At 69.7% G+C, this 24,668-nt stretch carries 22 protein-coding genes; 17 read left to right on the plus strand and 5 right to left on the minus strand.

The genetic code is table 11. The annotated features are described in order from the left end of the window. Positions 1-145: 145 nt before the first annotated feature. On the minus strand, positions 146-1,123 hold the full coding sequence (gene dapD, locus OG884_RS31080) for a 2,3,4,5-tetrahydropyridine-2,6-dicarboxylate N-succinyltransferase (RefSeq protein ID WP_326638775.1): 978 nt from the start codon (positions 1,121-1,123) through the stop codon (positions 146-148). Between the two features lie 93 nt (positions 1,124-1,216). Between dapD and OG884_RS31085 the strand changes: the two genes are divergently transcribed. Both OG884_RS31085 and thrS read left to right on the plus strand, forming a co-directional pair. Next, positions 1,217-1,822, plus strand: a complete 606-nt coding sequence (locus OG884_RS31085) for a glycoside hydrolase family 25 protein (RefSeq protein WP_326638777.1) — start codon at positions 1,217-1,219, stop codon at positions 1,820-1,822. Positions 1,823-1,890: 68 nt separating this feature from the next. After that, on the plus strand, positions 1,891-3,858 hold the full coding sequence (gene thrS, locus OG884_RS31090) for a threonine--tRNA ligase (RefSeq protein ID WP_326638779.1): 1,968 nt from the start codon (positions 1,891-1,893) through the stop codon (positions 3,856-3,858). Between the two features lie 156 nt (positions 3,859-4,014). On the opposite strand, the gene OG884_RS31095 is transcribed toward thrS, so the two are convergent. Continuing rightward, positions 4,015-4,638, minus strand: coding sequence for an Asp23/Gls24 family envelope stress response protein (locus tag OG884_RS31095; protein WP_326638781.1), 624 nt, complete (start codon positions 4,636-4,638; stop codon positions 4,015-4,017). Between OG884_RS31095 and OG884_RS31100 the strand changes: the two genes are divergently transcribed. Next, positions 4,567-5,118, plus strand: coding sequence for an HIT family protein (locus OG884_RS31100; protein WP_326638783.1), 552 nt, complete (start codon positions 4,567-4,569; stop codon positions 5,116-5,118). The genes OG884_RS31095 and OG884_RS31100 overlap by 72 nt on opposite strands. Here OG884_RS31100 and OG884_RS31105 read toward each other — a convergent pair. The 3 genes from OG884_RS31105 to OG884_RS31115 form a co-directional block, all read right to left on the minus strand. Next, positions 5,061-7,178, minus strand: coding sequence for a hypothetical protein (locus tag OG884_RS31105; protein WP_326638785.1), 2,118 nt, complete (start codon positions 7,176-7,178; stop codon positions 5,061-5,063). The genes OG884_RS31100 and OG884_RS31105 overlap by 58 nt on opposite strands. Before the next feature lie 209 nt (positions 7,179-7,387). Further along, positions 7,388-8,974: a glycoside hydrolase family 10 protein gene (locus OG884_RS31110; protein ID WP_326638787.1), complete on the minus strand. Its 1,587-nt coding sequence runs from the start codon at positions 8,972-8,974 to the stop codon at positions 7,388-7,390. 159 nt (positions 8,975-9,133) lie between these two features. After that, entirely contained in the window at positions 9,134-11,266 is a 2,133-nt protein-coding gene (locus tag OG884_RS31115; RefSeq protein WP_326638791.1) for an elongation factor G-like protein EF-G2, read from the minus strand. Between the two features lie 275 nt (positions 11,267-11,541). Here OG884_RS31115 and pgsA point away from each other — a divergent pair, with 275 nt between their 5' ends. The 14 genes from pgsA (at position 11,542) to secF (ending at position 24,630) form a co-directional block, all read left to right on the plus strand. Then, positions 11,542-12,159: a phosphatidylinositol phosphate synthase gene (pgsA, locus tag OG884_RS31120; RefSeq protein ID WP_326638792.1), complete on the plus strand. Its 618-nt coding sequence runs from the start codon at positions 11,542-11,544 to the stop codon at positions 12,157-12,159. Between the two features lie 12 nt (positions 12,160-12,171). Then, a complete protein-coding gene (locus OG884_RS31125) occupies positions 12,172-13,086 on the plus strand; it encodes a phosphatidylinositol mannoside acyltransferase (RefSeq protein ID WP_326638795.1) in 915 nt (304 codons plus the stop codon). After that, on the plus strand, positions 13,083-14,297 hold the full coding sequence (locus tag OG884_RS31130) for a glycosyltransferase family 4 protein (protein ID WP_326638797.1): 1,215 nt from the start codon (positions 13,083-13,085) through the stop codon (positions 14,295-14,297). The genes OG884_RS31125 and OG884_RS31130 overlap by 4 nt, the downstream gene beginning before the upstream one ends. Next, positions 14,294-14,833: a hypothetical protein gene (locus tag OG884_RS31135; protein WP_326638799.1), complete on the plus strand. Its 540-nt coding sequence runs from the start codon at positions 14,294-14,296 to the stop codon at positions 14,831-14,833. The genes OG884_RS31130 and OG884_RS31135 overlap by 4 nt, the downstream gene beginning before the upstream one ends. A gap of 96 nt (positions 14,834-14,929) precedes the next feature. Beyond that, positions 14,930-15,940: a DUF3048 domain-containing protein gene (locus OG884_RS31140; protein ID WP_326638801.1), complete on the plus strand. Its 1,011-nt coding sequence runs from the start codon at positions 14,930-14,932 to the stop codon at positions 15,938-15,940. A 148-nt stretch (positions 15,941-16,088) separates the two neighbouring features. Then, positions 16,089-17,003 (plus strand): pyridoxal 5'-phosphate synthase lyase subunit PdxS, encoded by a 915-nt coding sequence (gene pdxS / locus OG884_RS31145; protein ID WP_326638803.1) that lies wholly within the window; start codon positions 16,089-16,091, stop codon positions 17,001-17,003. A gap of 198 nt (positions 17,004-17,201) precedes the next feature. Next, entirely contained in the window at positions 17,202-17,792 is a 591-nt protein-coding gene (pdxT, locus tag OG884_RS31150) for a pyridoxal 5'-phosphate synthase glutaminase subunit PdxT (protein WP_326638804.1), read from the plus strand. A gap of 3 nt (positions 17,793-17,795) precedes the next feature. Continuing rightward, the gene (locus OG884_RS31155; protein ID WP_326638806.1) at positions 17,796-18,548 is read left to right on the plus strand and encodes a YebC/PmpR family DNA-binding transcriptional regulator; all 753 of its coding nucleotides are present in this window, start codon (positions 17,796-17,798) and stop codon (positions 18,546-18,548) included. 189 nt (positions 18,549-18,737) lie between these two features. Beyond that, positions 18,738-19,325: a crossover junction endodeoxyribonuclease RuvC gene (gene ruvC / locus OG884_RS31160; RefSeq protein ID WP_326647045.1), complete on the plus strand. Its 588-nt coding sequence runs from the start codon at positions 18,738-18,740 to the stop codon at positions 19,323-19,325. Continuing rightward, positions 19,322-19,942 carry a Holliday junction branch migration protein RuvA gene (ruvA, locus tag OG884_RS31165; RefSeq protein ID WP_326638808.1) on the plus strand — a complete coding sequence of 207 codons (621 nt, stop codon included), beginning with the start codon at positions 19,322-19,324 and terminating at the stop codon, positions 19,940-19,942. Before ruvC ends, ruvA begins: the two co-directional genes overlap by 4 nt. A 76-nt stretch (positions 19,943-20,018) precedes the next feature. Next, positions 20,019-21,077: a Holliday junction branch migration DNA helicase RuvB gene (gene ruvB / locus OG884_RS31170; RefSeq protein WP_326638810.1), complete on the plus strand. Its 1,059-nt coding sequence runs from the start codon at positions 20,019-20,021 to the stop codon at positions 21,075-21,077. Between the two features lie 226 nt (positions 21,078-21,303). Beyond that, a complete protein-coding gene (gene yajC, locus OG884_RS31175) occupies positions 21,304-21,666 on the plus strand; it encodes a preprotein translocase subunit YajC (protein WP_326638812.1) in 363 nt (120 codons plus the stop codon). A 40-nt stretch (positions 21,667-21,706) separates the two neighbouring features. Further along, positions 21,707-23,545: a protein translocase subunit SecD gene (gene secD / locus OG884_RS31180; protein ID WP_326638814.1), complete on the plus strand. Its 1,839-nt coding sequence runs from the start codon at positions 21,707-21,709 to the stop codon at positions 23,543-23,545. Further along, positions 23,545-24,630 carry a protein translocase subunit SecF gene (gene secF / locus OG884_RS31185; RefSeq protein ID WP_326638816.1) on the plus strand — a complete coding sequence of 362 codons (1,086 nt, stop codon included), beginning with the start codon at positions 23,545-23,547 and terminating at the stop codon, positions 24,628-24,630. The genes secD and secF overlap by 1 nt, the downstream gene beginning before the upstream one ends. The last annotated feature ends 38 nt before the right edge of the window (positions 24,631-24,668 follow it).

Raw genomic sequence — 24,668 nt, forward strand, 5'->3', positions numbered from 1 at the left:
TCCCGAGATCCGGGCAGGAGACCGGAGGCGACCGCTCCGGTGTGAGGTCCGTGGGGCCACCCTGCCAGCTGGGAGACCCGGAGACGAACATCCGCGGGGCCAAGGCCTTCGGCACGCCTCCGCGGGTGCGGAGGCGTGCCGGTGATCAGTCGTTGGCGTGCAGGATGCTGTTGAGCTCCACGCCCGTCCCCCGGCGGGGCACGGCCTCCACCGCGCCCGAGGTGGAGTTGCGGCGGAACAGCAGGCCGGAGGCGCCGGAGAGCTCGGCAGCCTTGACCACCCGGCCCTCGGGCAGGACCACCTTGGTCCCGGCGGTGACGTAGAGGCCCGCCTCCACGACGCAGTCGTCACCGAGGGAGATGCCGATGCCGCTGTTGGCGCCCAGCAGGCAGCGCCGCCCGATGGAGATGACCTGCTTGCCGCCGCCGGACAGGGTGCCCATGATCGAGGCGCCGCCGCCGACGTCCGAGCCGTCGCCCACCACGACACCCGCCGAGATGCGGCCCTCGACCATGGAGCCGCCGAGCGTCCCGGCGTTGAAGTTGACGAAACCCTCGTGCATCACGGTCGTGCCGCTTGCCAGGTGCGCGCCCAGACGGACCCGGTCGGCCTCGGCGATCCGGACGCCGGTGGGCACCACGTAGTCGACCATCCTGGGGAACTTGTCCACGCCGTAGACGGTCACCTGGCCCCGGGCGCGCAGGCGGAGCCGTACCTGCTCGAAGCCCTCGACGGCGCACGGGCCGTGGTTGGTCCACACCACGTTGGAGAGCAGGCCGAACAGCCCGTCCAGGTTCAGGCCGTGCGGCTGGACGAGGCGCGCCGACAGCAGGTGCAGGCGCAGGTAGGCGTCGTGGGCGTCGGCCGGGGCCTCCGACAGCTTGGTGATCTGAGTCCGCACCGCGACCACCTCCACGCCGCGGTCCTCGTCGGGGCCGAGCAGCGCGGCGACCCCGGAGCCAAGCTCCTGGGCGGCCTCCTGCGTGCTCAGCCGGCTGGTGCCCGGCGAGGAGGGCTCGCCCAGCTGCGGGGACGGAAACCACGTGTCGAGCACGGTTCCGCCGGAAGTTATGGTCGCGATACCGGTCGCGTACGCGCCGGAGATCTGAGCTGCTGCGTTCACGCCAACCAAGCCTAGCCAAAGCGGTCGCAACGGCAGCATGCCGAGGGAGCGTCGGGCGTGTGCCCGCGGTGTCGTCCGGTTAGCGTGGCCGCCATGCTGCAGGGGATCGATGTGTCGAACTGGCAGGGCGCCGTCAACTGGGGCGCGCAGGCGAAGAGCGGGGTCTCCTTCGCCTTCGCCAAGGCGAGTGAGGGGAGCACCTTCACCGACAAGTGGTTCGGCACCAACTGGAACGGCATGCGCGAGAGCTGGATCGTCTGCGGCGCCTACCATTTCGCCCGCCCCGCAGGCGACCCCGAGGTGCAGGCGGTGCACTTCTTGAAGATCGTGCAGCGGGCCGGAGGGCTGCGCAGGGGCGATCTGCTCGCCCTCGACCTGGAGACCAACGACCACCTGCCCGCCGCCAGGGTGGCGCGGTTCGCCCGCAGCTGGTGCCAGGCGGTCATCGCGCTGGCCGGGGTGAAGCCGGTGATCTACACGTTCCAGGCGTTCGCGCAGAACGGCAACTGCGCCGGGCTGGATGCCTACCCGCTGTGGATCGCCGCGCCCGACCAGCCCCGGGGCAGGCCGCAGGTGCCCAGGCCGTGGCAGAGGTGGACCATCCACCAGCACTCGCAGAAGCCGCTGGATCGCAACGTCTTCCGCGGCACCAGGGCCGAGCTGACCTCGCTGGGCTACCGCCGGAGCCGCGACGCCTGAGAAATCGCGTCGCCGACACCGGTAGCATCGATTTCGGACCATCCATCGACGTCTCCCAGGGAGCAACCGTGTCGGCCGTGCCAGAAATTCGTATCACCCTCGCCGGAGCCGCGCGTGTGGTGGCGAAAGGCACGACGTACGGGGAGGTGCTGGAGGCGGACGGCCGCTCCGTGGTCGCCGCCCGCGCGGGCGGCGAACTGAAGGACCTCGCGGCCCCGGTGGCCGAGGGCGACGTGATCGAGCCGGTCCCGGCGGCCGGCCCCGACGGGCGTGCCATCGTCCGCCACTCCACCGCGCACGTCATGGCCCAGGCCGTCCAGGAGATCTTCCCCGAGGCCAGGCTGGGCATCGGCCCGCCGGTCGAGAACGGTTTCTACTATGACTTCGACGTCAAGAACCCGTTCACCCCCGACGACCTCAAGCGCATCGAGAAGCGGATGCGCGAGATCGTCAAGCAGGGGCAGCTCTTCTCCCGCAGGCCAGTCTCCGACGACCAGGCGGCCGAGGAACTCGCCGCCGAGCCGTACAAGCTGGAGCTGATCGGTCTCAAGGGCGGGGCCGCCGACGAGGAGAGCGTCGAGGTGGGCGGTGCGGAGCTGACCATCTACGACAACCTCGACCCCAAGACCGGCGAGCTGTGCTGGAAGGACCTGTGCCGCGGTCCCCACGTGCCGACCACCCGGTCCATCCCGGCGTTCAAGCTGATGCGCACCGGCGGCGCCTACTGGCGGGGCAGCGAGAAGAACCCGCAGCTCCAGCGGATCTACGGCACCGCCTGGGAGTCGCGCGAGAAGCAGGACGAATACCTCGACCGCCTGGCGGAGGCCGAGAAGCGCGACCACCGCAAGCTGGGCGCCGAGCTCGACCTGTTCTCCTTCCCCGACGAGCTGGGCTCCGGCCTGCCGGTCTTCCATCCCAAGGGCGGCGTGATCCGCCGCGTCATGGAGGACTACTCGCGCAAGCGGCACGAGGAGGCGGGCTACTCCTTCGTCAACACCCCGCACATCACCAAGAGCAAGCTCTACGAGATCTCCGGCCACCTCGACTGGTACAAGGACGGGATGTTCCCGGCCATGGAGCTGGAGGGGGCGGAGTACTACCTCAAGCCGATGAACTGCCCGATGCACAACCTGATCTTCAGGTCCCGCGGGCGTTCCTACCGGGAGCTGCCGCTGCGGCTGTTCGAGTTCGGCACGGTCTACCGCTACGAGAAGTCCGGCGTCATCCACGGTCTGACCCGGGTGCGCGGCATGACGCAGGACGACGCGCACATCTACTGCACTCACGAGCAGATGCGCGACGAGCTCAAGTCGCTGCTGCGCTTCGTGCTCGACCTGCTCCGCGACTACGGGCTCGACGACTTCTACCTGGAGCTGTCGACCAAGGACCCGGAGAAGTTCGTCGGCTCCGACGAGGTGTGGGAGGAGGCGACCGAGACGCTGCGCGAGGTCGCCGAGTCCGAGAAGCTGGAGCTCGTCCTCGACCCCGGCGGCGCCGCCTTCTACGGTCCGAAGATCTCCGTGCAGACCCGCGACGCCATCGGCCGCACCTGGCAGATGTCGACCATCCAGCTGGACTTCAACCTGCCCGAGCTCTTCGAGCTCGAGTACCAGGCCGCCGACGGCACCCGCCAGCGTCCCGTCAAGATCCACCGGGCGCTGTTCGGCTCGATCGAGCGCTTCTTCGGCGTCCTGGTCGAGCACTACGCGGGCGCGTTCCCCCCCTGGCTCGCCCCGGTTCAGGTGGTCGGCATCCCGATCTCCGAGGCACACGTGCCCTATCTTCAGGACGTCGCCAAGAAGGCACGCGAGCGGGGTATCAGGATCGAGGTCGACGCCTCCGACGACCGGATGCAGAAGAAGATCCGCAACGCGCAGAAGTCCAAGGTGCCCTTCATGCTGCTGGCGGGCGACGACGACATCGCCAACGGTGCCGTCTCCTTCCGCTTCCGCAACGGTGAGCAGAAGAACGGGGTCCCGGTCGACGAGGCGATCGCCGAGATCGTCGACGTGATCGAGCGCCGCCTCCAGGTCTGAATCCCCTCCAGGGCGTCCAGGTCTGAATCCCATCCAGAGTGTCCGGGGCCGGCTCCTCGCGGGGAGCCGGCCCCGCTCCTTTACGGGGTCCGGCCCTGTGGGGGAGCGCGGCGGGTGGCCTGAGTCGCCTCGCCGCGTCCGGAGGTCTTCGTGTTCCTACTCGTGTCTCGCGGGCTCGGCGGGTGCCTCAGGCCGGGTCTCGCCCGGCATGCGGACGTCCTCCACGTCGACGTTGACCTCGACGACCCGCATGCCGAGCATCCGGCTGATGGTCCGGGCCACGTTGGTCTTCACCTCGTTGGCCACGTCCATCACCACGTGCCCGTACTCCGCCACGATCGACACGTCCACCGCGGCCGTACGGTCCTGCACGTGGGCGCTGACGCCCCGGGGGCCGCGCCTGGCACCGGTGCCGGCCCGTTCACGCACCGGCTCCACCGCGCGGGGCGCGTCGCCTCCCAGTTCGGCGACGCCCGTGACCTCAAGGGTGGCTCGGTCGGCTCCTCGACGGAGACGTCGATCATGGGTACTCCTCGGCTGTCGGTGGTCATGCTGGGGGGATTCTGCCGGAAATTTGCGGCATTCGTCCGTTAATACGGTGAGACAGGGGTCGGAATCCCGTCCAGCCGCCGGATCCCGGCCGGTTCCGGTGCCCCGGCGGGGGAGGTGCCAGACCGAAGGGATCGGCTTGGCAATATGCTGGCGACCATGAGCAACGAGCCGGAGGCGCAGTACGGAGCGGGAACACCGGACGCGTTCCAGAGACTCTGGACTCCTCACCGGATGGCCTACATCAAGGGGGCCAGCAAACCGACGGGTTCGGGGCCCGAGGACGGCTGCCCGTTCTGCGAGATCCCCCGGATGAGCGACGAGGACGGCCTGATCGTCGCCCGAGGTGACGCGGTCTTCGCGCTGCTCAACCTTTACCCGTACACCTCCGGCCACCTAATGGTCTGCCCCTACCGTCACGTGCCGGACTACGCGGACCTGGACGAGGCCGAGACCACCGAGCTCGCCGACTTCACCAAACGGGCACTGGTCGCCCTGCGCAAGGCCGGCGGCGCGCAGGGTTTCAACGTGGGCATGAACCTGGGCGGTGTGGCGGGCGCCGGAATCGCCGCCCACCTTCACCAGCACGTGGTGCCCCGCTGGGGCGGCGACACCAACTTCATGCCCGTCGTCGGCCAGACCAGGGTGCTTCCTCAGTTGCTGCGTGACACCAGGGAACTGCTCGCCGGCTCCTGGCCCGCCTCGTCGTAGCGTGAGGCTCCGCCGCCCAGGGTCCTGATGCCCGCCGACAGCGTCAGCGGCACGGCGAGCGCCAGCGCCATGGAGAGCACCGCGGCGCCCGAGTCGTTGACCAGCATGCCGACCACCCCGCTGACCAGGGTGCCGATCAGCCCGGCCCGCAGCGCGGGGGAGTGGGCGAACGCGGCGGGCAGCACTCCGGCGGTCGCCTGCTCCGGCCGTAGCAGCGCGTAGACGAGGAACGCCGTCGCAGCGATCACGACCGGCATCAGGTTGGGGCTGAGCAGGGTGCCCAGCATCGCGCCGAGCTTGCGGCCGATCACCTCGGTGGCCTCGCCGGTGAACACCTGGCCGACGAAGCGCCCCAGATGCGTCTGGAAACCCGGCGGGCGCAGGTAGTCGAGGTAGGCGATGCCCATCACGGTGACACCGCCCGCCACGCAGAACGCGCCCAGTTTGACGATCGAGACCCGCCTGCCCGCGATCAGCAACGCGGTCACCGCGATGCCCGGCACGAACGCGATCACGCCGCCGAAGTCGCTGCCCACGCCCGGCCAGCCGCCCAGGATCATCGCGAAGCCGCCCAGCACCGCCACGGCGGTGACCGCCGCACCCGTGTGGCCTCCTCGCATCAGCCGGTGCGCGATCGCGGCGGCCAGCAGCAGCACCGAGGTGGCGAAGAGCGCGAAGGGGATGTTACCCAGGCCGTAGTAGCGGGCCCCGACCACGGCGCTGTAGCCCATCACGCTGTTGAGCTGCAGGTTCGTCCCGGTCAGCAGGTCGCCCGCGAGTACCGCCGCGGTCACCCCCGCCACCACCGTCAGCGGTCCGAGCGGCGCCCGGCGCCATGGCCCCGCCAGTGCCGTCGCCGCCAGCAGCAGCGCGCATCCGGCGATCCCGCCGACCAGCGCGAGCACCGGCGTCTGCGCGCCCTGCCAGGGGGTGAGGTTCACCAGGTACGTCGAGGTGGGCAGCGAGGCCAGTGCCACCGCGGCCACGCGCACGTGCCGTAGTGCCCGCCTGCGGCGCAGCAGCAGGAATGCCGTCAGGTAGAAGGCGACCTGCAGCACGGCGACCGAGGTGAAGAAGATCCCGCCCACGTTCCTGATCGTCTGCCCGGCCACGTCGGCCTTCATCAGCTCGGCCCGCGCGGCCTCGGTGGTGCCGGTGCGCCTCTCGCTCGCCTTCCAGGGGACCCCGACCACGCTCGGCGGCACCTCGACGCCGGTCAGGGAGAGCATCGTCGCGGTGACGTCCGGCAGGATCGTGATGTCGTCGCGGTGGGTGGAGGCCGCTCCCAGGAAGCGGCCGGAGGCGTTTTCACCGCGCATCATGGCGACCCGCAGGTGTGGATTGCCGCCGTGGTCGGACAGCCCCGCCAGCAGCACGCTCGCGTCCTTGGGCAGCACGCTCAGCACCGCTCCGGCCTTGGCGTCGGCCAGGCGCAGCGCCGCCGCCCGCTGCTGCGGGGTGAGCCGCTCCTCGGCCCCGGGCAGCCGTCCACCGGTGATGTAGGGCCTGACCAGGTCGTCGACGTCGACGGCGATTACGCGGCACCTGGTGAGCACGCCCGAGCGGATCTGCGCGGCGGAGGGAGCGTACAGGTCGACCCTGCCCGATCTGTCGGCCAGTGCCAGCGCGGCCCCGGGGCCGATCGCCAGCGTGCACTCCCCGGCGGCGTGCACGGCCTCGCCGAGGGCACCGGCGTTGCGCTGCCCGGCGACGTCGCGCAGGTATCCGTAGCCGGAGATGACCGCGCCCCTTCTGTCGGCCTCGGGCAGCGGGGGGAGCCCGCAACCGTAGCCGACCGCGGACCTCACCCCGGCCGAGACCGTCAGCCACCCGTCATAGGGACAGGTCACCCGGCCCACCGCGCGGACCGACAGTGAGCCGATCGCGCTCTGCCCGGCCAGCCGCCACAGATTCGGGGTGCCGCCGGGACTGAGATCGCTCCACTGCAGGCCGGGAATGCCGATCAGCACCACCCGTCCGTCCACCTGTGTGGCGGACTGCGCGACACTCGGCCACAGCAAGCCCAGGACCAGCGCAAACGCGAAAAGCGTCCGCTTCACCGACGACCTCCCCTTTAGCTTCTGCCAGGTGCCTCGCACCGTAGGGGAAGATCGTGTCACGGGTCCAGCGGATCCGGGGGCCGACGGAGGGTACGGCGAGCCTCGCGGGTCGCGCGGGGGGCTCACCGCCTCGCCTCGCCTCGCCCGTCCCGCGGCCCGCCGACGCCCTCGCGGCCGCGTGTCCGAGAGGGCGTAGGCGTGGCTCGAGGTCAGCTCCCGGCGGGCGCGCTCTCGTTCTGCAGGCGGTCCAGGGCGGTGACCAGGTAGGTGCCGCCGCCCGTCGCGGTGAAGGTCTGGCGGTCGCCGTCCACCGCGGGCACGACCGCGACCAGGTTTCTGGCGTCGGCGGTGGCGCACTCACCGGGCTTGCCGGAGGCGATCCGGTAGACCGCGTACGAGCGGGCCTCCGGGGAACTCTTCCAGCTGAGCGAGGTGCCCTGGAGCCGCACGTCGGCGGGCTTGGCCGGGGCCTGCCCGCCGCGGTCCTTCATCAGCGGCAGCAGCGCCGGGCGCGAGTAGTTGCTCTTGACGATGCGGTCCAGCACACCCAGGGGGTTGGTGGACAGCTGCTTGGCGCTGAAGTAGACGTCGCCCAGGACCTGCTTGTGCTTGCGGTTCCGGGTGAGATGGGAGGGCAGCTCGCCGGGATTGGTCCATGCGGGGGTGTCGGTGGCGCCGACCCGGTACAGGGCCTGGCCGATGTAGAGGTGCACGTCGGTGCCCTTGACCTCGTTCGCCCACCAGGGCATCAGCACGTCGTAGTCGGCGACCTTGAAACCGCGTGGCCAGTACAGCTGCGGCATGACGTAGTCGACGGTGCCCTTGCGGATCCAGTGGCGGGCGTCTGCGTAGATGGAGTCGTACGCCGACATGCCGCCGGTGGCCGAGCCGGTGGAATCCTCGGACTTGTTGCGCCAGATCCCAAACGGGCTGACGCCGAACTTCACGCTGTTCCTGACCTCGTGCACCGCCTTGTCGACCTGTGCGATCAGCTTGTTGACGTTGGCGCGGCGCCAGTCGGCGAGCTTGGCGCCCTTGCCGTACTTGGCGAAGGCGGCGTCGTCGGCGAACTTCGCGTTCCCGGAGGGGTAGGGGTAGAAGTAGTCGTCGAAGTGGACCCCGTCGACGTCGTAGCGGGTCACCACGTCCTTGACGACCTTGGTGACGTGGTCGCGGACCGCGGGCAGGCCGGGGTTGTAGTAGGCCAGATCACCATGCCTGACGATCCAGTCGGGGTGGACCCGGGCGGGGTGGTTCGCGGGCAGCCTGGACAGATCGCCGTCGGCGGAGGCGCGGTAGGGGTTGAACCACGCGTGGAACTCCAGGCCGCGGCGGTGGGCCTCGGCGACGAGGAAGGACAGCGGGTCCCAGCCGGGGTCCTTGCCCGCGGTTCCGGTCAGATACTGCGACCACGGCTCAAGGTCCGACCTGTACAGCGCGTCGGAGGCCGGGCGGATCTGGACGAACACCGCGTTGAACCGCCGCTTGACCGCATTGTCGAGGATCTTGACGTACTCCGCCTGCTGCCGGGCGGCGGACAGGCCGGGCCGCGAGGGCCAGTCGATGTTCTTGACCGTGGCGATCCACACCCCGCGCAGCTGTCGCTTGGGATATCTCACATCCACCGGGCAGCGCGCCGAGGTGGAGGTCGTCGCGCCCGCCGTTTCGGCCGAGACCGCCGAGCTCTTGGCGGCCTTGGGCCGGGCGGGCGCGGTGTCGGGGCCGAAGGTGTACGCGGCACCCGTGGTCAGAACGGCGAGGGCGGCAGCGGCCAGAAGAGGGCGTCCGTTTCGCATGGTTCCCAAGTCTGGCACCTGGACCGGTGTGCTCCGACCGAAAAAAAGAAATCACTTCGTGATGACTTTGTTACGCAAGTGTGTACTGGGAGGCGTGTGCCCGATGGGGTGCGTCGCACCCGATGGCGACGTGCCACGGGCACACGCCTCATCGCCCTGTCAGCCGGTGACTTTCTCCACCAGGTGTGACGGGAGCGGCTCGTAGCGGAGGAAGACCCGCTGGAACGTCCCCGTGCCGTGTGACATGGATCTCAGATCGATCGAGTATCGGGTGATCTCCAGTTCGGGCACCTCGGCCCTGACCAGGGTACGTCCCACCCCCACCGGCTCCGTGCCGAGCACGCGGCCCCTGCGCGAGGACAGGTCGGACATCACCGCGCCCACATGGTCGTCGGAGACCAGCACGGACACCTCGTCGACAGGTTCGAGCAGCAGGATGGGCACCTTGGCCGCGGCCTCCTTCAGCGCGAGCGCCCCGGCGATCTGGAAGGCCATGTCGGAGGAGTCGACCGAGTGGGCCTTGCCGTCGTACAGCGTCACCCGCATGTCCACCATGGGGTAGCCGGCGAGGACCCCGCGCTGCATCTGGGTGCGTACGCCCTTCTCCACCGAGGGGATGAACTGGCGCGGCACCACGCCACCGACGATCTTGTCCACGAACTCGAAGCCGCCGCCGGACGGCAGGGGCTCGACCTCCAGGTGGCAGACGGCGAACTGGCCGTGGCCGCCGGTCTGCTTGACGTTGCGGCCCAGGGCCTGGCAGCTGCCGCCGAAGGTCTCCCTGAGCGGCACCCGCAACTCGATCTTCTCCACCTCCACGCCGTGCCGCCTGCTCAGCCGATCCAGCAGCACGTCGGTGTGGGCCTCGCCCATGCACCACAGCACGAGCTGGCAGGTCTCGGGGTTGTTCTCCAACCGGAGCGTGGGGTCCTCGGCGACCAGCCGCTGCAGCGCCTGGCCCAGCTTGTCGTCATCGGCCTTGGACCTGGGCTGGATCGCCACGGGCAGCAGCGGCTCCGGCATCGTCCAGGCCGTCATCAGCAGCGGGTTCTCCCGGTCCGACAGGGTGTCGCCGGTCTCCGCGCGCGACAGCTTGGCCACCGCCGCGATGTCCCCGGCCACGCACTTGGCGGTCGTCCGCTGGAGCTTGCCCAGCGGTGAGGAGAGCGCTCCGATGCGCTCGTCCACGTCGTGGTCCTCGTGCCCGCGGTCGGCGAGACCGTGCCCCGAGACGTGCACCGTCATGTCGGGGCGCAGCGTGCCGGAGAAGACCCGCACCAGGCTGATCCTGCCCACATACGGATCACTGGTCGTCTTGACGATCTCCGCGACCAGCGGCCCGTCGGGGTCACAGGTGATGCCGGCGACGGGCCGGCCGTCGATCGAGGTGATCTCCGGCATCGGGTGCTCGGGTGGCGAGGGGAAACCCTGGGTGATGAGTTCCAGGACCTCCAGCGCGCCCACGCCGGTCCCCGCGGCCAGCACCGGGTAGAAGCCGCCGCGCGCGACGGCCTTCTCCAGGTCCCCGATGAGGGCCTTGGTGTCGATCTCCTCGCCGGAGAGGTAACGGTCCATCAGGGACTCGTCCTCGCTCTCCTGGATGACGCCCTCGATCAGGGCGCCGCGGTGGGTCTCGATCTGGTCGGCGTAGGCCGGGCCGGGGGAGTTCTCCGTCCTGGTGCCGGTCGCGTAGTTGTAGAACTTCTGGCTCATCAGCCCGATCAGGCCGTTCACCCTGCCGTTGGTCACCACCGGCAGGTACAGCGGTGAGACGCCGTCGCCGAAGGCCTCCTGGCAGGCGGCGAGGACTTCCTCGAAGTCCGCCCGCTGGTGGTCGATCTTGGTGATCACGACCGCGCGGGGCATCCCGACGACCGCGCACTCCTCCCAGAGCATCCTGGTCAGGCCGTCCACGCCCTCGGCGGCCGAGACGACGAACAGCGCCGCGTCGGCTGCGCGCAACCCGGCGCGCAGGTCGCCGACGAAGTCGGCGTAGCCGGGCGTGTCCAGCAGGTTGATCTTGATGTCATTGTGGATCACAGGGGCCACGGTGAGGTTCACCGAGCGCTGCTGGCGCATCTCGACCTCGTCGAAGTCGCTGACCGTGGTGCCGTCCTCGACCCTGCCGGGCCGCTGGACGGTCCTGGTCGCGGCCAGCAGCGCCTCCACGAGCGTTGTCTTCCCGGCGCCGGAATGGCCGACCAGCACGACGTTTCTTATCTTGTCCGGCTGATCGGCCGTGGGTGCCCTCCCCGCGGCTCCCGCTGTTCCGCCGGTTGCTCTCTCCGCCACATCGCCTCCCGCGTCGTTGCCGAAGGGGCGCGGCCTGGCGGGGCCACACCCCCGGGATCCGCTGCCGCGTCCACACACCGCATGGACGCGGTGTGTTCACCAAATACCCATGTGGCGAATATCACAAGAGGGGTGGAGCGATCCTCTTGCGAGACGGAAGTCTGATCGCTAGACGCCCGAGCCGCCTCCGGTGCCCCCTCGCCGCGCCGAGAACGCCTTGCCGCACGGCTCGTCGATGCGCGCCCGCAGACCGGGTGGCCTACGATCGGAGCGCGATGCTGAAACTTCTGCGCCCCGCCGTCACACGAGTCTTGACCCCGCTGGGCAGGGCACTCACCCGCCACGGGATCAGCCCCAACGCGGTCACCGCGGTGGGCACGCTCGGCACCGTCGCCGCCGCGCTGTTCTTCTACCCCCGGGGCCAGCTGTTCGCGGGCACGGTGGTGATCACTTTCTTCGTGCTGGCCGACCTCCTCGACGGGGTCATGGCCAGGATGACGGGCCCGGGAAGCACCTGGGGCGCCTTCCTCGACTCCACGCTCGACAGGGTCGGCGACGCGGGGATCTTCTCCGGGCTGGTGTTCTGGTTCATCGTGAGCGACCAGTGGACACTGGCGGGGGTCGCGCTGTTCTGCCTCGTCGCCGGAGCGGTGGTGTCCTACGTCAAGGCCAGGGCGGAGGCGCTGGGCATGACATGCGACGTCGGTCTCGCCGAGCGACCGGAGCGCCTGGTGGTGGGCCTGGTCTCGGCCGGCCTCAGCGGCCTCGGCGTGCCGTACATCCTGGCCGTGGGGCTCTGGCTGCTCGCGGTGGCCAGCGCGGTCACGGTCGGCCAGCGCCTGCTGCACGTGCGCCGGCAGGCCGTCTCCGCCTCGCCCCGGACCCTCCGCTGATCGGAAAGATCGATGACAGACAAGCCCTCCTCCCAGGACCGTCTCGTCGCGGCCGCGTTCGGCGCAGGATGGACGATCGTGCCCCGGCTGCCCGAGCGGCTCACCGCCTGGGCCTTCCGCGCCGCCGCCGACCGGCTGTGGAAGCGCCGAGGGAGGTCGGTGCTCAGGCTGGAGGCCAACCTCGCCAGGGTCAAGGGCACCTCGCCGGGCGACCCGGTGATCCGGGAGCTCAGCCGCGACGGCATGCGCTCCTACTTCCGCTACTTCCACGAGGTGTTCCGGCTGCCCTCGATCCCCATCGCCGAGATCGTCTCCCGCATGCACGTGGTCGGGGCGGAGCCCGTCTACGACAACCTCGCCGCGGGGCGCGGCGTGGTCCTCGCCCTGCCGCACATGGGCAACTGGGACCAGGCGGGTGCCTGGTTCGCCGGGACGGGACACCCCTTCACCACGGTCGCGGAAAGACTCAAACCCGAGTCGCTGTTCAACCGCTACACCGCCTTCCGTGAGGGGCTGGGCATGGAGGTGCTGCCGCTCACCGGCGGTGACGGCCACACCTTCGGCACCCTGGCGCAGCGCCTGCGCGCCGGACTCCCGGTCGCCCTGCCCGCCGAGCGCGACCTGACCGCGAACGGTGTCGAGGTGCAGTTCTTCGGCTCGTCCACGCGGATGCCCGCCGGCCCCGGCCTGCTGGCCGTGCACACCGGGGCCGCCCTCATCCCGGCGATCCCCTACTTCGAGGGGACCGGCTGGGGCCTGCAGTTCCACGAGGAGATCGTGATCCCGGCCGAGGGCACCAGGAAGGAGAAGGTGGCCGTCGTCATGCAGAGCCTCGCGAACGTCTTCGAGAAGGGCATCACCGAGCACCCCGAGGACTGGCACATGCTCCAGCGCCTCTGGCTGGAGGACCTGGAGCCCCGGCAATGAGGATCGGCATCGTCTGTCCCTACACATGGGACGTGCCGGGCGGCGTTCAGGTGCACATCCGTGACCTCGCGGAGGCGCTCATGGAGGAGGGCCACCACGTCTCGGTGATCGCCCCTGCCGCGGACAACGCCCCGCTGCCCCCGTACGTGACCTCGGCGGGCCGCGCGATTCCGGTGCCCTTCAACGGGTCGGTGGCCAGGTTGTCGTTCGGGTTCCTGTCGGCGAACCGGGTGCGCCGCTGGGTGCGCGAGGGCGGTTTCGACGTGCTGCACGTGCACGAGCCGGCCATCCCCTCGCTGGGACTGCTCGCCTGCTGGGTGGCCAGGGGGCCGATCGTGGCCACCTTCCACGCCTCGTACGGTAACTCCCGTTCCTTCTCGGTCACGGCCTCTGTGCTCATGAGCGCGCTGGAGAAGATCACCGGCCGGATCGCCGTGTCCGACGCGGCCAGGAAGACCCTGGTCGAGTTCATGGGCGGGGACGCCGTGCTCATCCCCAACGGGGTGACGGTCGGCCGCTACGCCGAGGGCGAGCCGTTGCCCGGCTGGGACGAGGGCGAGGTGATCGGCTTTCTCGGCAGGATGGACGAGCCGCGCAAGGGCCTGCCGGTGTTGCTGGAGGCGTTCGTCCTGCTGGCCGCCGAGCGGCCGGCGCTGAGACTGCTCCTGGCCGGGCCCGGTGACGCCGCCGAGGTGCTGGAGCGCGTCCCGGCCGCCTTCCACGACCGGATCGGCCTGCTCGGCATGGTCAGCGAGGAGGACAAGGTGCGTGCTTACCACACGGTCGACGTCTTCTGCGCGCCCAACCTGGGGGGTGAGAGCTTCGGCATCGTGCTGACCGAGGCGATGTCGGCCGGTGCGGCGATCCTGGCGAGCGACATCCCGGCCTTCCGCAAGGTGCTCGACGACGGCCAGGCGGGAGCACTGTTCGAGACGGGCAACGCCACCTCGCTCGCCCGCCGGGCCGCCGAGCTGCTCGACGATCCCGCGCGCCGGGCCAAGCTGTCGGAGGAGGCCCGCGACGCCGTGCGGAAGTACGACTGGTCGACGGTCGCCCGCGACGTCCTGCGGGTCTACGAGACGGTGGCGAGCACGGCCGGGGTCGAGGAGGACGCTGACGGCACTGACGGTACTGACGGCGCTGGGGGCGCTGGGGGCGCTGGGGGTACGGTGGCGAGCACGACCGCCACCGAGGGGGACGAGACGCTGTGACGACCACGCTGATCCTGGTGGTGGGCGCGATCGTGGTGCTCTGCGCCGTCTACATCTCCTGGCGGGCGGGCAGGCTCGACCGGCTGCACATCCGGCTGGAGCTGGCCCGCGAGTCCCTGGACGCCGCCCTGGTGCGGCGGACCGCCGTCAGCCTGGAGTTGGCCGCCTCCCGGCTGCTGGACCCGGCGACGAGCCTGGTGCTGGCCGCGGCCGCCCACGAGGCCCGCACGGCCGGCCCCGAGGAGCGCGAGCACGCCGAGAGCGACCTGTCTCGCACCCTGCGAGCCGTCGTCGACCAGGAGCGCTTCCGCGACCGGCTGGCCGACACTCCGGCGGGTGCCGACCTGCTGGAGGAGCTGGGGGCCGCGGTGGCCAAGGTCCTCTACTCCCGGCGTTTCTACAACAACGCGGTGGGCGTGACCCGCGCGGCACAGCGCCGCCGGCTGGCCCGCACGCTGCGGCTGGCCGGGCACACCGAGTATCCGGGCTTCTTCGAGATCGACGATGCGCCGCCGAAGGCCCTGGCCGCCGAATAAGCCACACATGACTGGAGTATCTGACAAGTCAGACACCGGTAGGCTCATGGCGGTTCGTGGCCAAGAGGCTGAGTGGCTGACTTGAGGAGATGAGTCGTGCGGGTGTCTCGGATGATCGCCGTCGGGCTGGCGGGAGTCGCGGTCCTCGTGCCGACCGCGGCCTGTTCCTCCGACAAGCCCACGCCGGCGGGCAACCCCGCGGCCGGCGAGCCGAGTGCGGCCCCGACCCCCACACCGGAGCCGACGCATCCCTTCACCGGCCTGCCGGGCGCGGCCCGCAGGCCGGTGATCGCGGCGAAGATCGAGAACACCTCGGCGGGCAAGCCGCAGCTCGGCCTCAAAAGCGCGGACATCGTCTACATCGAGCAGGTCGAGGCGGGTCTGACCCGCCTGATGGCGATCTTCTCCTCCAAGATCCCGGCCAAGATCGGCCCGGTCCGCAGCGCCCGCGTCTCCGACCTGCACATCGTCCCGCAGTTCGGCAAGCCCGCCTTCGCCTACTCGGGCGCGCAGACGAAGATGCTCCCCCTCATCGCCGCGGCGCCGCTGTTCGACGTCTCCGACAGCCGGGTACCGGGCGCCTACTTCCGTCAGCCCGGACGCTTCGCCCCCTACAACCTGTTCGCCAACACCCGGCGGCTGCTGACCGAGGCGCCCAAGGCGAGCAGGGCCAAGGAGATCGGATTCACCTTCGGCGACGCTCCCGAGGGCGGCGTGCCGCGGAAGGCGTACAGCGTGAAGTACCCGGCGGCACGCTTCACCTTCACCTGGTCACAGGCGGCGGGCAAATGGCTGATCTGGCAGGACGGCAAGAGGGACATGGCGGCCGAGGGCGGTCAGCTCGGCGCTCCCACGATCGTCGTGCAGTACACCAAGACGGAGCGCTCGGAGTTTCACGACAAGAACCAGAGCTACACGCCGCTGGTGCACAGCACGGGCAAGGGCAGGGCGGTCGTGCTCCGCGACGGGCAGGCCTTCAAGGCCCGCTGGTCGCGGGCCACGGAGAAGGACGGCACCGTCTTCACCACGGAGGCGGGTGAGCCGATGAACTTCGCCCCCGGTCAGGTCTGGATCGCGCTGGCCTCCGCCAAACCCGTCATTCCCTGACGCGCAAGTCCTACATCATGTCCAAGAAGATCAGCTAAGAGCGACAAGACGGCGTGTAGGGGGCATCCTGCCCAGCGCCTACGATGGAGACGTAGTGGCCGTCCGTCACGGGCGGCCCGTGATCCGCAGCCGTCGTGAGGTAGAGACCGTGTCCAGCAGCACGCCCGAAGTCAGCGATACCACCGTCACCGGAACCGCCCGGGTCAAGCGCGGCATGGCAGAGATGCTCAAGGGCGGCGTCATCATGGACGTCGTCAACGCCGAGCAGGCCAAGATCGCCGAAGACGCCGGTGCCGTCGCCGTCATGGCCCTCGAACGTGTGCCCGCCGACATCCGCGCCCAGGGCGGCGTTTCCCGGATGAGCGACCCCGACATGATCGACGGCATCATCGCCGCCGTCTCGATTCCGGTCATGGCCAAGGCCCGCATCGGCCACTTCGTCGAGGCCCGCGTGCTCCAGTCGCTCGGCGTCGACTACATCGACGAGTCCGAGGTGCTCACCCCGGCCGACTACGCCAACCACATCGACAAGTGGCAGTTCACGGTGCCCTTCGTCTGTGGCGCGACCAACCTGGGAGAGGCGCTGCGCCGCATCACCGAGGGGGCGGCGATGATCCGTTCCAAGGGTGAGGCGGGCACCGGCGACGTCTCCAACGCCACCACCCACATGCGCAAGATCAGGGGCGAGCTCAAGCGCCTGACCTCGCTGCCCGCCGACGAGCTCTACGTCGCGGCCAAGGAGCTCCAGGCGCCGTACGAGCTGGTCGCCGAGGTCGCCAAGACCGGCAAGCTGCCGGTCGTGCTGTTCACCGCCGGTGGCATCGCCACCCCGGCCGACGCCGCGATGATGATGCAGCTCGGCGCCGAGGGCGTGTTCGTCGGCTCGGGCATCTTCAAGTCCGGAAACCCGGCCGAGCGCGCCGCCGCGATCGTCAAGGCCACCACCTTCCACGACGACCCCGATGTCATCGCGAAGGTCTCCCGCGGTCTGGGCGAGGCCATGGTCGGCATCAACGTCGACGACATCCCGGCCCCGCACCGGCTGGCCGAGCGCGGCTGGTAGCGGAACTCGGGAACTCAGGGGAACCCAGGGGAACCCGGGGAAATCGGTGGAGAGGCGGCATCCTTCAAGGAGGCCGCCTCTCCGGCGGTAGAAGGGCCGTCCAGGAAAACCCTGGGCTGGTTATGAACCAGTTTGGGGTGATCCGAGAGGTGGCCATACGCTGAAAGGGACATTTCTTTTCCAGGGGAAGGACCATCGGTGACCATCGTCCCGACGATCGGCGTGTTCGCGCTCCAAGGCGATGTGCGCGAGCACGTGCGCTCCCTGGAGGCGGTGGGCGCCAGAGCGGTCGCCGTACGGCGCCCCCGCGAACTGGAGGCGGTCGACGGCCTCGTCATCCCGGGCGGCGAGTCCACCACGATGTGGAAGCTCGCCGAGACCTTCGAACTGCTCGAACCGCTCCGGATGCGGATCAAGGCCGGTATGCCCGCCTACGGCTCCTGCGCCGGGATGATCATGCTGGCGGACCGGATCGAGGGCGGCGTCGAGGGCCAGCAGACGATCGGCGGCATAGACATGGTCGTCCGGCGCAACGCCTTCGGCCGCCAGGTCGACTCCTTCGAGGCCGATATCGACTTCGCCGGCCGCGGCGGCATGCGGGCGGTCTTCATCCGCGCCCCCTGGGTGGAATCCGTGGGTTCGGGGGTCGAAGTGCTGGCGTTGGCCGAACCTGGAGATAGGATCGTCGCGGTCCGTCAAGGACCGCTGCTCGCCACATCCTTTCATCCGGAAATTACCGGGGATGTTGGTGTGCATTCATATTTCGCTGAGATGGTGAGGGAGCTCTAGGGGATGTCCGGCCACTCCAAATGGGCGACGACGAAGCACAAGAAGGCGGCGCTTGATTCCAAGCGCGGCAAGCTGTTCGCCAAGCTCATCAAGAACATCGAGGTCGCGGCGCGGACGGGCGGCCCCGATCCGGACGGCAACCCGACGCTGTACGACGCCATCACCAAGGCGCGCAAGAGCTCGGTTCCGATCGACAACATCGAGCGTGCCCGCAAGCGCGGAGGCGGCCTGGAGGCCGGCGGCGCCGACTGGCAGACCATCATGTACGAGGGCTACGCCCCCGGCGGCGTCGCGGTGCTGATCGAGTGCCTCACCGACAACCGCAACCGCGCGGCCTCCGAGGTCCGGGTCGCGCTGACCCGCAACGGCGGCTCGCTGGCCGACCCGGGCTCGGTGTCCTACATGTTCAACCGCAAGGGCGTCGTGCTCGTCCCCAAGGGGGAGCTGGGTGAGGACGACGTGCTGACCGCGGTCCTCGACGCGGGGGCCGAAGAGGTCAACGACCTGGGCGACCAGTTCGAGGTCGTCTCCGAGGCCACCGACCTCGTCCCGGTCCGCAAGGCCCTGCAGGAGGCCGGGATCGACTACGACTCGGCCGAGTCCGGCTTCATGCCGACGATGAACGTCCCGCTCGACGAGGACGGCGCCCGTAAGGTCTTCCGGCTGATCGACGCCCTCGAGGACAGCGACGACGTGCAGAACGTCTGGGCCAACTTCGACGTCTCCGACGAGGTCATGGAGAAGCTCGACGCGTGATCTCGTACCTCGGCGTCCCCGTCGAGGAGCTCCGAGCGGTGGCCGCCTTCACCGTGCCCCGGGTACCCGACCGCTTCTGACACTTTCCGCGGGCCCCGCGAGGGCCGTGCGCGATGTGCTCTCAGGCGGTAGAGTCTGGCACCGAACAGGTGTTCGGCGAGCGGAGGCGTGTCGGTGCGGTTGCCCGAACTGCGGGTCATAGGGGTCGATCCCGGGCTTACCCGATGCGGGCTCGGTGCCGTCGAGGGGAGACCCGGCGCACCACTGAGCCTGGTCAAGGTCGGAGTGGTCCGCACCCCCGCCGACGACGAGATCGGCGCCCGGCTGGTGGCGATCGAGACCGGCATCGAGCAGTGGCTCGACGAGCTCGCACCCGACGCGGTGGCCGTGGAGCGGGTCTTTGCCCAGCACAACCTCAGAACCGTGATGGGCACCGCGCAGGCCTCCGCCGTGGCGATCCTGTGCGCTTCCCGCAGGGGGCTGCCGGTCGCCCTGCACACGCCGTCCGAGGTCAAGGCGGCGATCACCGGCAGCGGCACGGCGGACAAGCGGCAGGTCGGCATGATGGTGACCCGGCTGCTGCGGCTGGACGCCATGCCCAAGCCCGCCGACGCCGCCGACGCGCTCGCCCTCGCGATCTGCCACGTGTGGCGGGGCGGAGCCCAGAGCAGGCTGGCCGAGGCCGCCGCGAAGGCCATGAGCGGCCCCGGCACGACCGCCGCGGCCTACTTTCGCGGCCGGGGCAGGGCCGGATATCCGAGAGGAACCACGAAGTGATCGCCTCGGTGCGAGGACAGGTGACCGCGGTCGCCCCCGACGGGGCGGTCGTCGAGGTGGGCGGGGTGGGAGTGCTCGTGCACTGCACGCCGGGCACGCTGGCGACGCTCAGAACGGGCGAGGAGGCCAGGCTGGCCACCTCGCTGGTGGTCCGTGAGGAGTCGCTGACGCTGTTCGGCTTCGCCACCGACGACGAACGCGGGATCTTCGAGATGCTGCAGACGGCCAACGGGGTCGGCCCCAAGGTCGCCCTGGCGATGCTGGCCGTGCACACCCCCAACGCGCTCAGGATGGCCGTGGCCACCGCCGACGTCAAGGCGCTGACAAGGGTCCCCGGGGTGGGCCCGAAGGGCGCCCAGCGGATCATCGTCGATCTCAAGGACAGGCTCGGCACGCCGGAGGAGGCGGTCGGCGCCGTGCTCAACGGACGCGTCGCCGCGCCCGCCTGGCGAGACCAGGTCCACTCCGGCCTGGTCGGTCTGGGGTACTCGGTGCGGGACGCGGACGAGGCGGTCGCCGCCGTCGCGCCCCGGGCCGACGCGGAACTGGCCGAGGGCCGCACCCCGCAGGTGTCGGCGCTGCTCAAGGCGGCACTCAGCGCGCTGAGCACGCGATGAGAGGCTCGGCCGGGAGAGCACGGCAGCCGGGAGAGCGCGGGCGCCTCCGCCGTGCGGTGAGCAGAGATGGGGCGGCGTGAGTTCCGAACGGGATCTGGTGTCGCCGGACGCCGAGGGCGACGAGAGGAACATCGAGGCGGCGCTGCGGCCCAAGCGGCTGGAGGAGTTCATCGGCCAGGCGCGGGTGCGCGAGCAGTTGTCCCTGGTGCTGCAGAGCGCGCTGCGGCGTAACCGGCCGCCGGACCACGTGCTGATGAGCGGCGGTCCCGGGCTGGGCAAGACGACCCTCTCCATGATCATCGCGACCGAGCTGTCCGTGCCGCTCCGGATCACCTCGGGGCCCGCGCTTGAGCGGGCCGGTGACCTCGCGGCGATCCTGTCGACCCTCTCCGAGGGCGAGGTCCTGTTCATCGACGAGATCCACCGCATGGCCAGGCCCGCCGAGGAGATGCTCTACCTCGCGATGGAGGACTTCCGCGTCGACATCGTGGTGGGCAAGGGGCCGGGGGCGACCGCGATCCCGCTGGAGATCGCCCCGTTCACCCTGGTCGGGGCCACCACCAGGGCGGGCATGCTCCCCGCGCCGCTGCGCGACCGCTTCGGCTTCGTCGCGCACATGGACTTCTACGGGGTCGCCGAGCTGGAGGAGGTGCTGCACCGCTCCGCGCGTCTGCTGGGCGTGACGCTGCCGGGCGACGCCGCCACCGAGATCGCCGGCCGCTCGCGGGGCACGCCCCGCATCGCCAACCGCCTGCTGCGCCGCGTCCGCGACTTCGCCGAGGTGCGCGCGGAGGGCGTCGTCACCAGGGACGTCGCCGCCGCCGCGCTCAACCTCTACGAGGTCGACGCCGAGGGGCTCGACAGGCTCGACCGGGCGGTGCTCGGAGCGCTGCTGCGCAAGTTCGGCGGCGGCCCGGTGGGGCTGTCGACGCTGGCGGTCGCGGTGGGGGAGGAGCCGGAGACGGTCGAGGTGGTCGCCGAGCCCTTCCTGGTGCGGCAGGGACTGCTGGCCCGCACCCCCCGCGGCCGGGTCGCGACCGCCGCGGCCTGGACCCATCTTGGGCTTGTGCCCCCGCCGGACGCCTTCGGCGCCTCGTTCCTCGTCGATCTTGGGGATGATGCTCAGCAAATCTAGCGTTGTGCATCGGTAGGGGAGACGTACAAGCTTGATCACAGATAGATGACAAGTGTATCGAAATGGGAACTTCCCTGCGCGCCGAATCGTGACCTCGTTGCCGCGCTTCTAACAACTCGCCTAAACTCCGAGCCTTGGCCGGCTGTGTAGGCTGGCGTGCTGAGCGGCGTGGTCGTATATGACGTCCGGTTTCGCGCCGGTCATTCTCAAGAGAGGGAGCGGCCCTGTGGGCGGCAACTATTCAAGCCTGATCATGATCGCTCTCATGGTCGTGGTGTTCTATTTCCTGCTTATCCGGCCGCAGCGCAAGCGGCAGCAGGAGCAGGTCAAGATGCAGAGCAGTCTCACGCCGGGAACCGGTGTCATGACCACGACGGGTCTTTTCGGGACCGTGGTGGCGATCGACGCCGACGACGTGATCCTGGAGATCGCCCCCGGCGTGGAGACCCGCTGGGTGAAGGCGGCGATCGGTCGCGTTCTGGTTCCCGTCGACGACCCGGAGGAGGATGTCAAGGCCGTCGACCACGACGTCGCGGAGACCGCCGAGGAGCAGAGTGAAGACCGCGACTCGGCGAGCAAGAAACTGTGAGTAGGTTCACCACCAATCCCCTATAACCGAAAGTCGACCAGTGGCCCGACCGACCAGCGGCCAGAGCAAACCGGGGCGCATGCTCCTGGTGCTTCTGGCGATCATTCTCGCCATGGGAGGGGTGATGCTCCTCAACAAGGCGTACACCCCGGAATATGGCCTCGACCTCGCCGGCGGCACGACAGTGACGCTGCAGCCCATCACCCCGAACGGAAGCGCTCCCTCCCAGGAGAGCCTCGACCTGGCGGTGAACATCATCCGCGAGCGGGTGAACGGCAGCGGTATCTCCGACGCCGAGGTCGCCAAGTCCGGTGACAACATCGTCATCTCCGTCCCCGGAGTTGGCCAGGAGGAAGTCGTCAAGCTGGTCGGCACCACTGCGGAACTACGGTTCCGGCAGGTGCTGGCGATCGGGGCCGGGTCGCCTCCGCCCCCCGGGGAGCTGGCCACCCAGCCGCCGACGCCGTCCCCCTCACCCGCCACCTCCGGGGGCAAGGGGACCAGGGCACCCAGGCCCACCGAGTCCGCGACGCCGAAGCCGGCCGCGACCGCCGCCCCCGACACGAACACCTCGCCCGCCGGGCGAGCCCTGTCGTCGGGGTTGCTCAAGCCAAGCCCGGGAGCCGGCTCCGAGTCCAATACGGAGCCTGCTCAACCCGGCGACCAGTCTTCCAATACGGAGCCTGCTCAACCCGGCGACCAGTCTTCCAAGCCGGGTAAGGGCACCGCCGCGCCGGACGCCGCCGCCGTCCCGACGGCCCCGCCGACGGCGGCCGACGACATGGCGGGCGTCGACCCCACCGGGATCGACCCGGCGGCACTCAAGGAGTTCCAGACGCTCGACTGCGCCAAGCAGACGAACCGAGGGGCACAGGACGCGCCGGACAAGCAGTACGTCGGCTGCAGCACCGACGGCAGCACCAAGTTCATCCTCGACAAGGCGGCCGTGACCGGCACCTCGATCGACAGCGCCTCCTCAGGCGTCGACCAGACCACCGGCGAGTGGCTCGTCCAGCTCTCCTTCAAGGGCCAGGGTCCCGACCAGTGGTCGAAGGTCACCACCACCGCCTTCAACTCGCAGGCACCCCGCAACCAGGTCGCCATGGTCCTCGACGGCATGGTCATCTCCGCGCCCGTCATCCAGGAGCCCATCACCGGCGGCCGTGCGCAGATCTCCGGCAACTTCACCCAGGTGAGTGCCGACGAGCTGGCCAACCAGCTCAAATACGGCGCGCTCCCGCTGAAGTTCGAGAAGAGCTCCATCGACGAGGTCTCCTCCACACTGGGCGCCGACCAGCTGCGCGGCGGCCTCATCGCGGGCGCGATCGGCCTCCTGCTGGTCGTGATCTACTCGATGCTCTACTACCGGGGCCTGGGCGTCGTCTCGGTGCTGAGCCTCCTGGTGGCGACGATCGTGACCTACCAGTCGGTGGTGCTGCTCGGCACGTTCGCGGGCTTCCGCCTCTCGCTGCCGCACATCATCGGTCTGATCGTCTCGATCGGCATCACCGCCGACTCGTTCATCGTCTACTTCGAACGCATCCGTGACGAGATGAAGGAAGGCCGCCGCTCGCTGCGCACGGCGATCGAGGTCGCCTGGGTCCGTGCCCGGCGGACGATCCTCATCGCGGACGCCGTCATGTTCATCGCCGCCTTGGTGCTGTACTTCCTGGCGGTCGGAGGTGTGGCCGGGTTCGCCTTCGCGATGGGCCTGACCACGCTCATCGACATCGCGGTGGTGTTCATGTTCACCAAGCCGTTCGTCGCGGTACTGGCGAGGTTGAAGTTCTTCGCCAAGGGTCACAAGCTCTCCGGTCTCGACGCCGAGCGCATGAGCGAGACCGTCGCCGCTCCCAAGTCCGCTCCGCAGGAGGCCTGATGTCCGGCATCGCGCGCCGGTTGTACCGGGGCGAGGTCAACGTCGACTTCGTCGGCCGTCAGAAGCTCTGGTACGGCCTCTCCGCAATCCTGTTGGTGATCTCCATCGCCGGTCTGGTCTTCAACGGCCTCAACCTGGGTGTGGAGTTCAAGGGCGGGTCCGTCTTCTCCTTCAAGGCCCCCGCCTCGGTCAACATCGAGCAGGTGCGAGGCACCTTCACCGACGCCGGTGTGCACCAGGTCATCGCGCAGACGACCCAGAGCGGCTGGCGGGTCACCACCGAGAGCCTCCCGGCCGAGCAGGTCACCACGGTCCAGAAGGCGGTGGCAACCGAGTTCAAGCTGCCGCAGAACGAGGTCAACCTGCAGGTGATCGGTGCCTCGTGGGGTGGTCAGGTGGCCAACAAGGCCATCATCGGACTGATCGTCTTCATGTTGGCGATCATCCTGTACCTCACGATGGCCTTCGAGTGGAAGATGGCGCTGGCCGCCATCGTGGCGCTGCTGCACGACCTGGTGATCACCGCCGGTGTCTACGCCTGGTCCGGCTTCGAGGTCACCCCGGCCACCCTGCTGGGCTTCCTGACGATCCTCGGATACTCGCTGTACGACGCCGTCGTCGTCTTCGACATGATCAAGGAGGTCACCGCCAAGCTCGGCACGACCTCCAAGATGACCTACACCGAGGCCGCCAACAACGCGCTGAACCACACGCTGATCCGGTCGCTGAACACCACCCTGGTGGCGATCCTGCCGGTCGCGGCGATCCTCTTCATCGGTACCACTCTGTTCGGCGCCGGTACCCTGAAGGACCTGTCGCTGGCCCTGTTCGTCGGCATGATCGTCGGAACCTACTCCTCGCTGTGCGTCGCGACGCCACTGCTGGTCACGCTGAAGGAGCGCGAGCCGCACTACCAGGCGATCGCCCGCAGACTCGCCGCCCACGGGGGTGGCTCCGGGGGCAGGAGGGCACGTCAGGCGGTCACCGCCGGAGCCTCCAACGGGTCCTCCAACGGGTCCTCCAACGGGGCCGCCACCGTGGCCAACGGGGCCGCGGCCGGCGGCGACAAACGCAAGAAGAAGTAAGCTCCGAGCAGTTCGCGCCTCCGCTCCCCGCCCAGGGA

The sequence above is a fragment of the Streptosporangium sp. NBC_01755 genome (genome assembly GCF_035917995.1).
Classification (GTDB): Bacteria; Actinomycetota; Actinomycetes; order Streptosporangiales; family Streptosporangiaceae; genus Streptosporangium.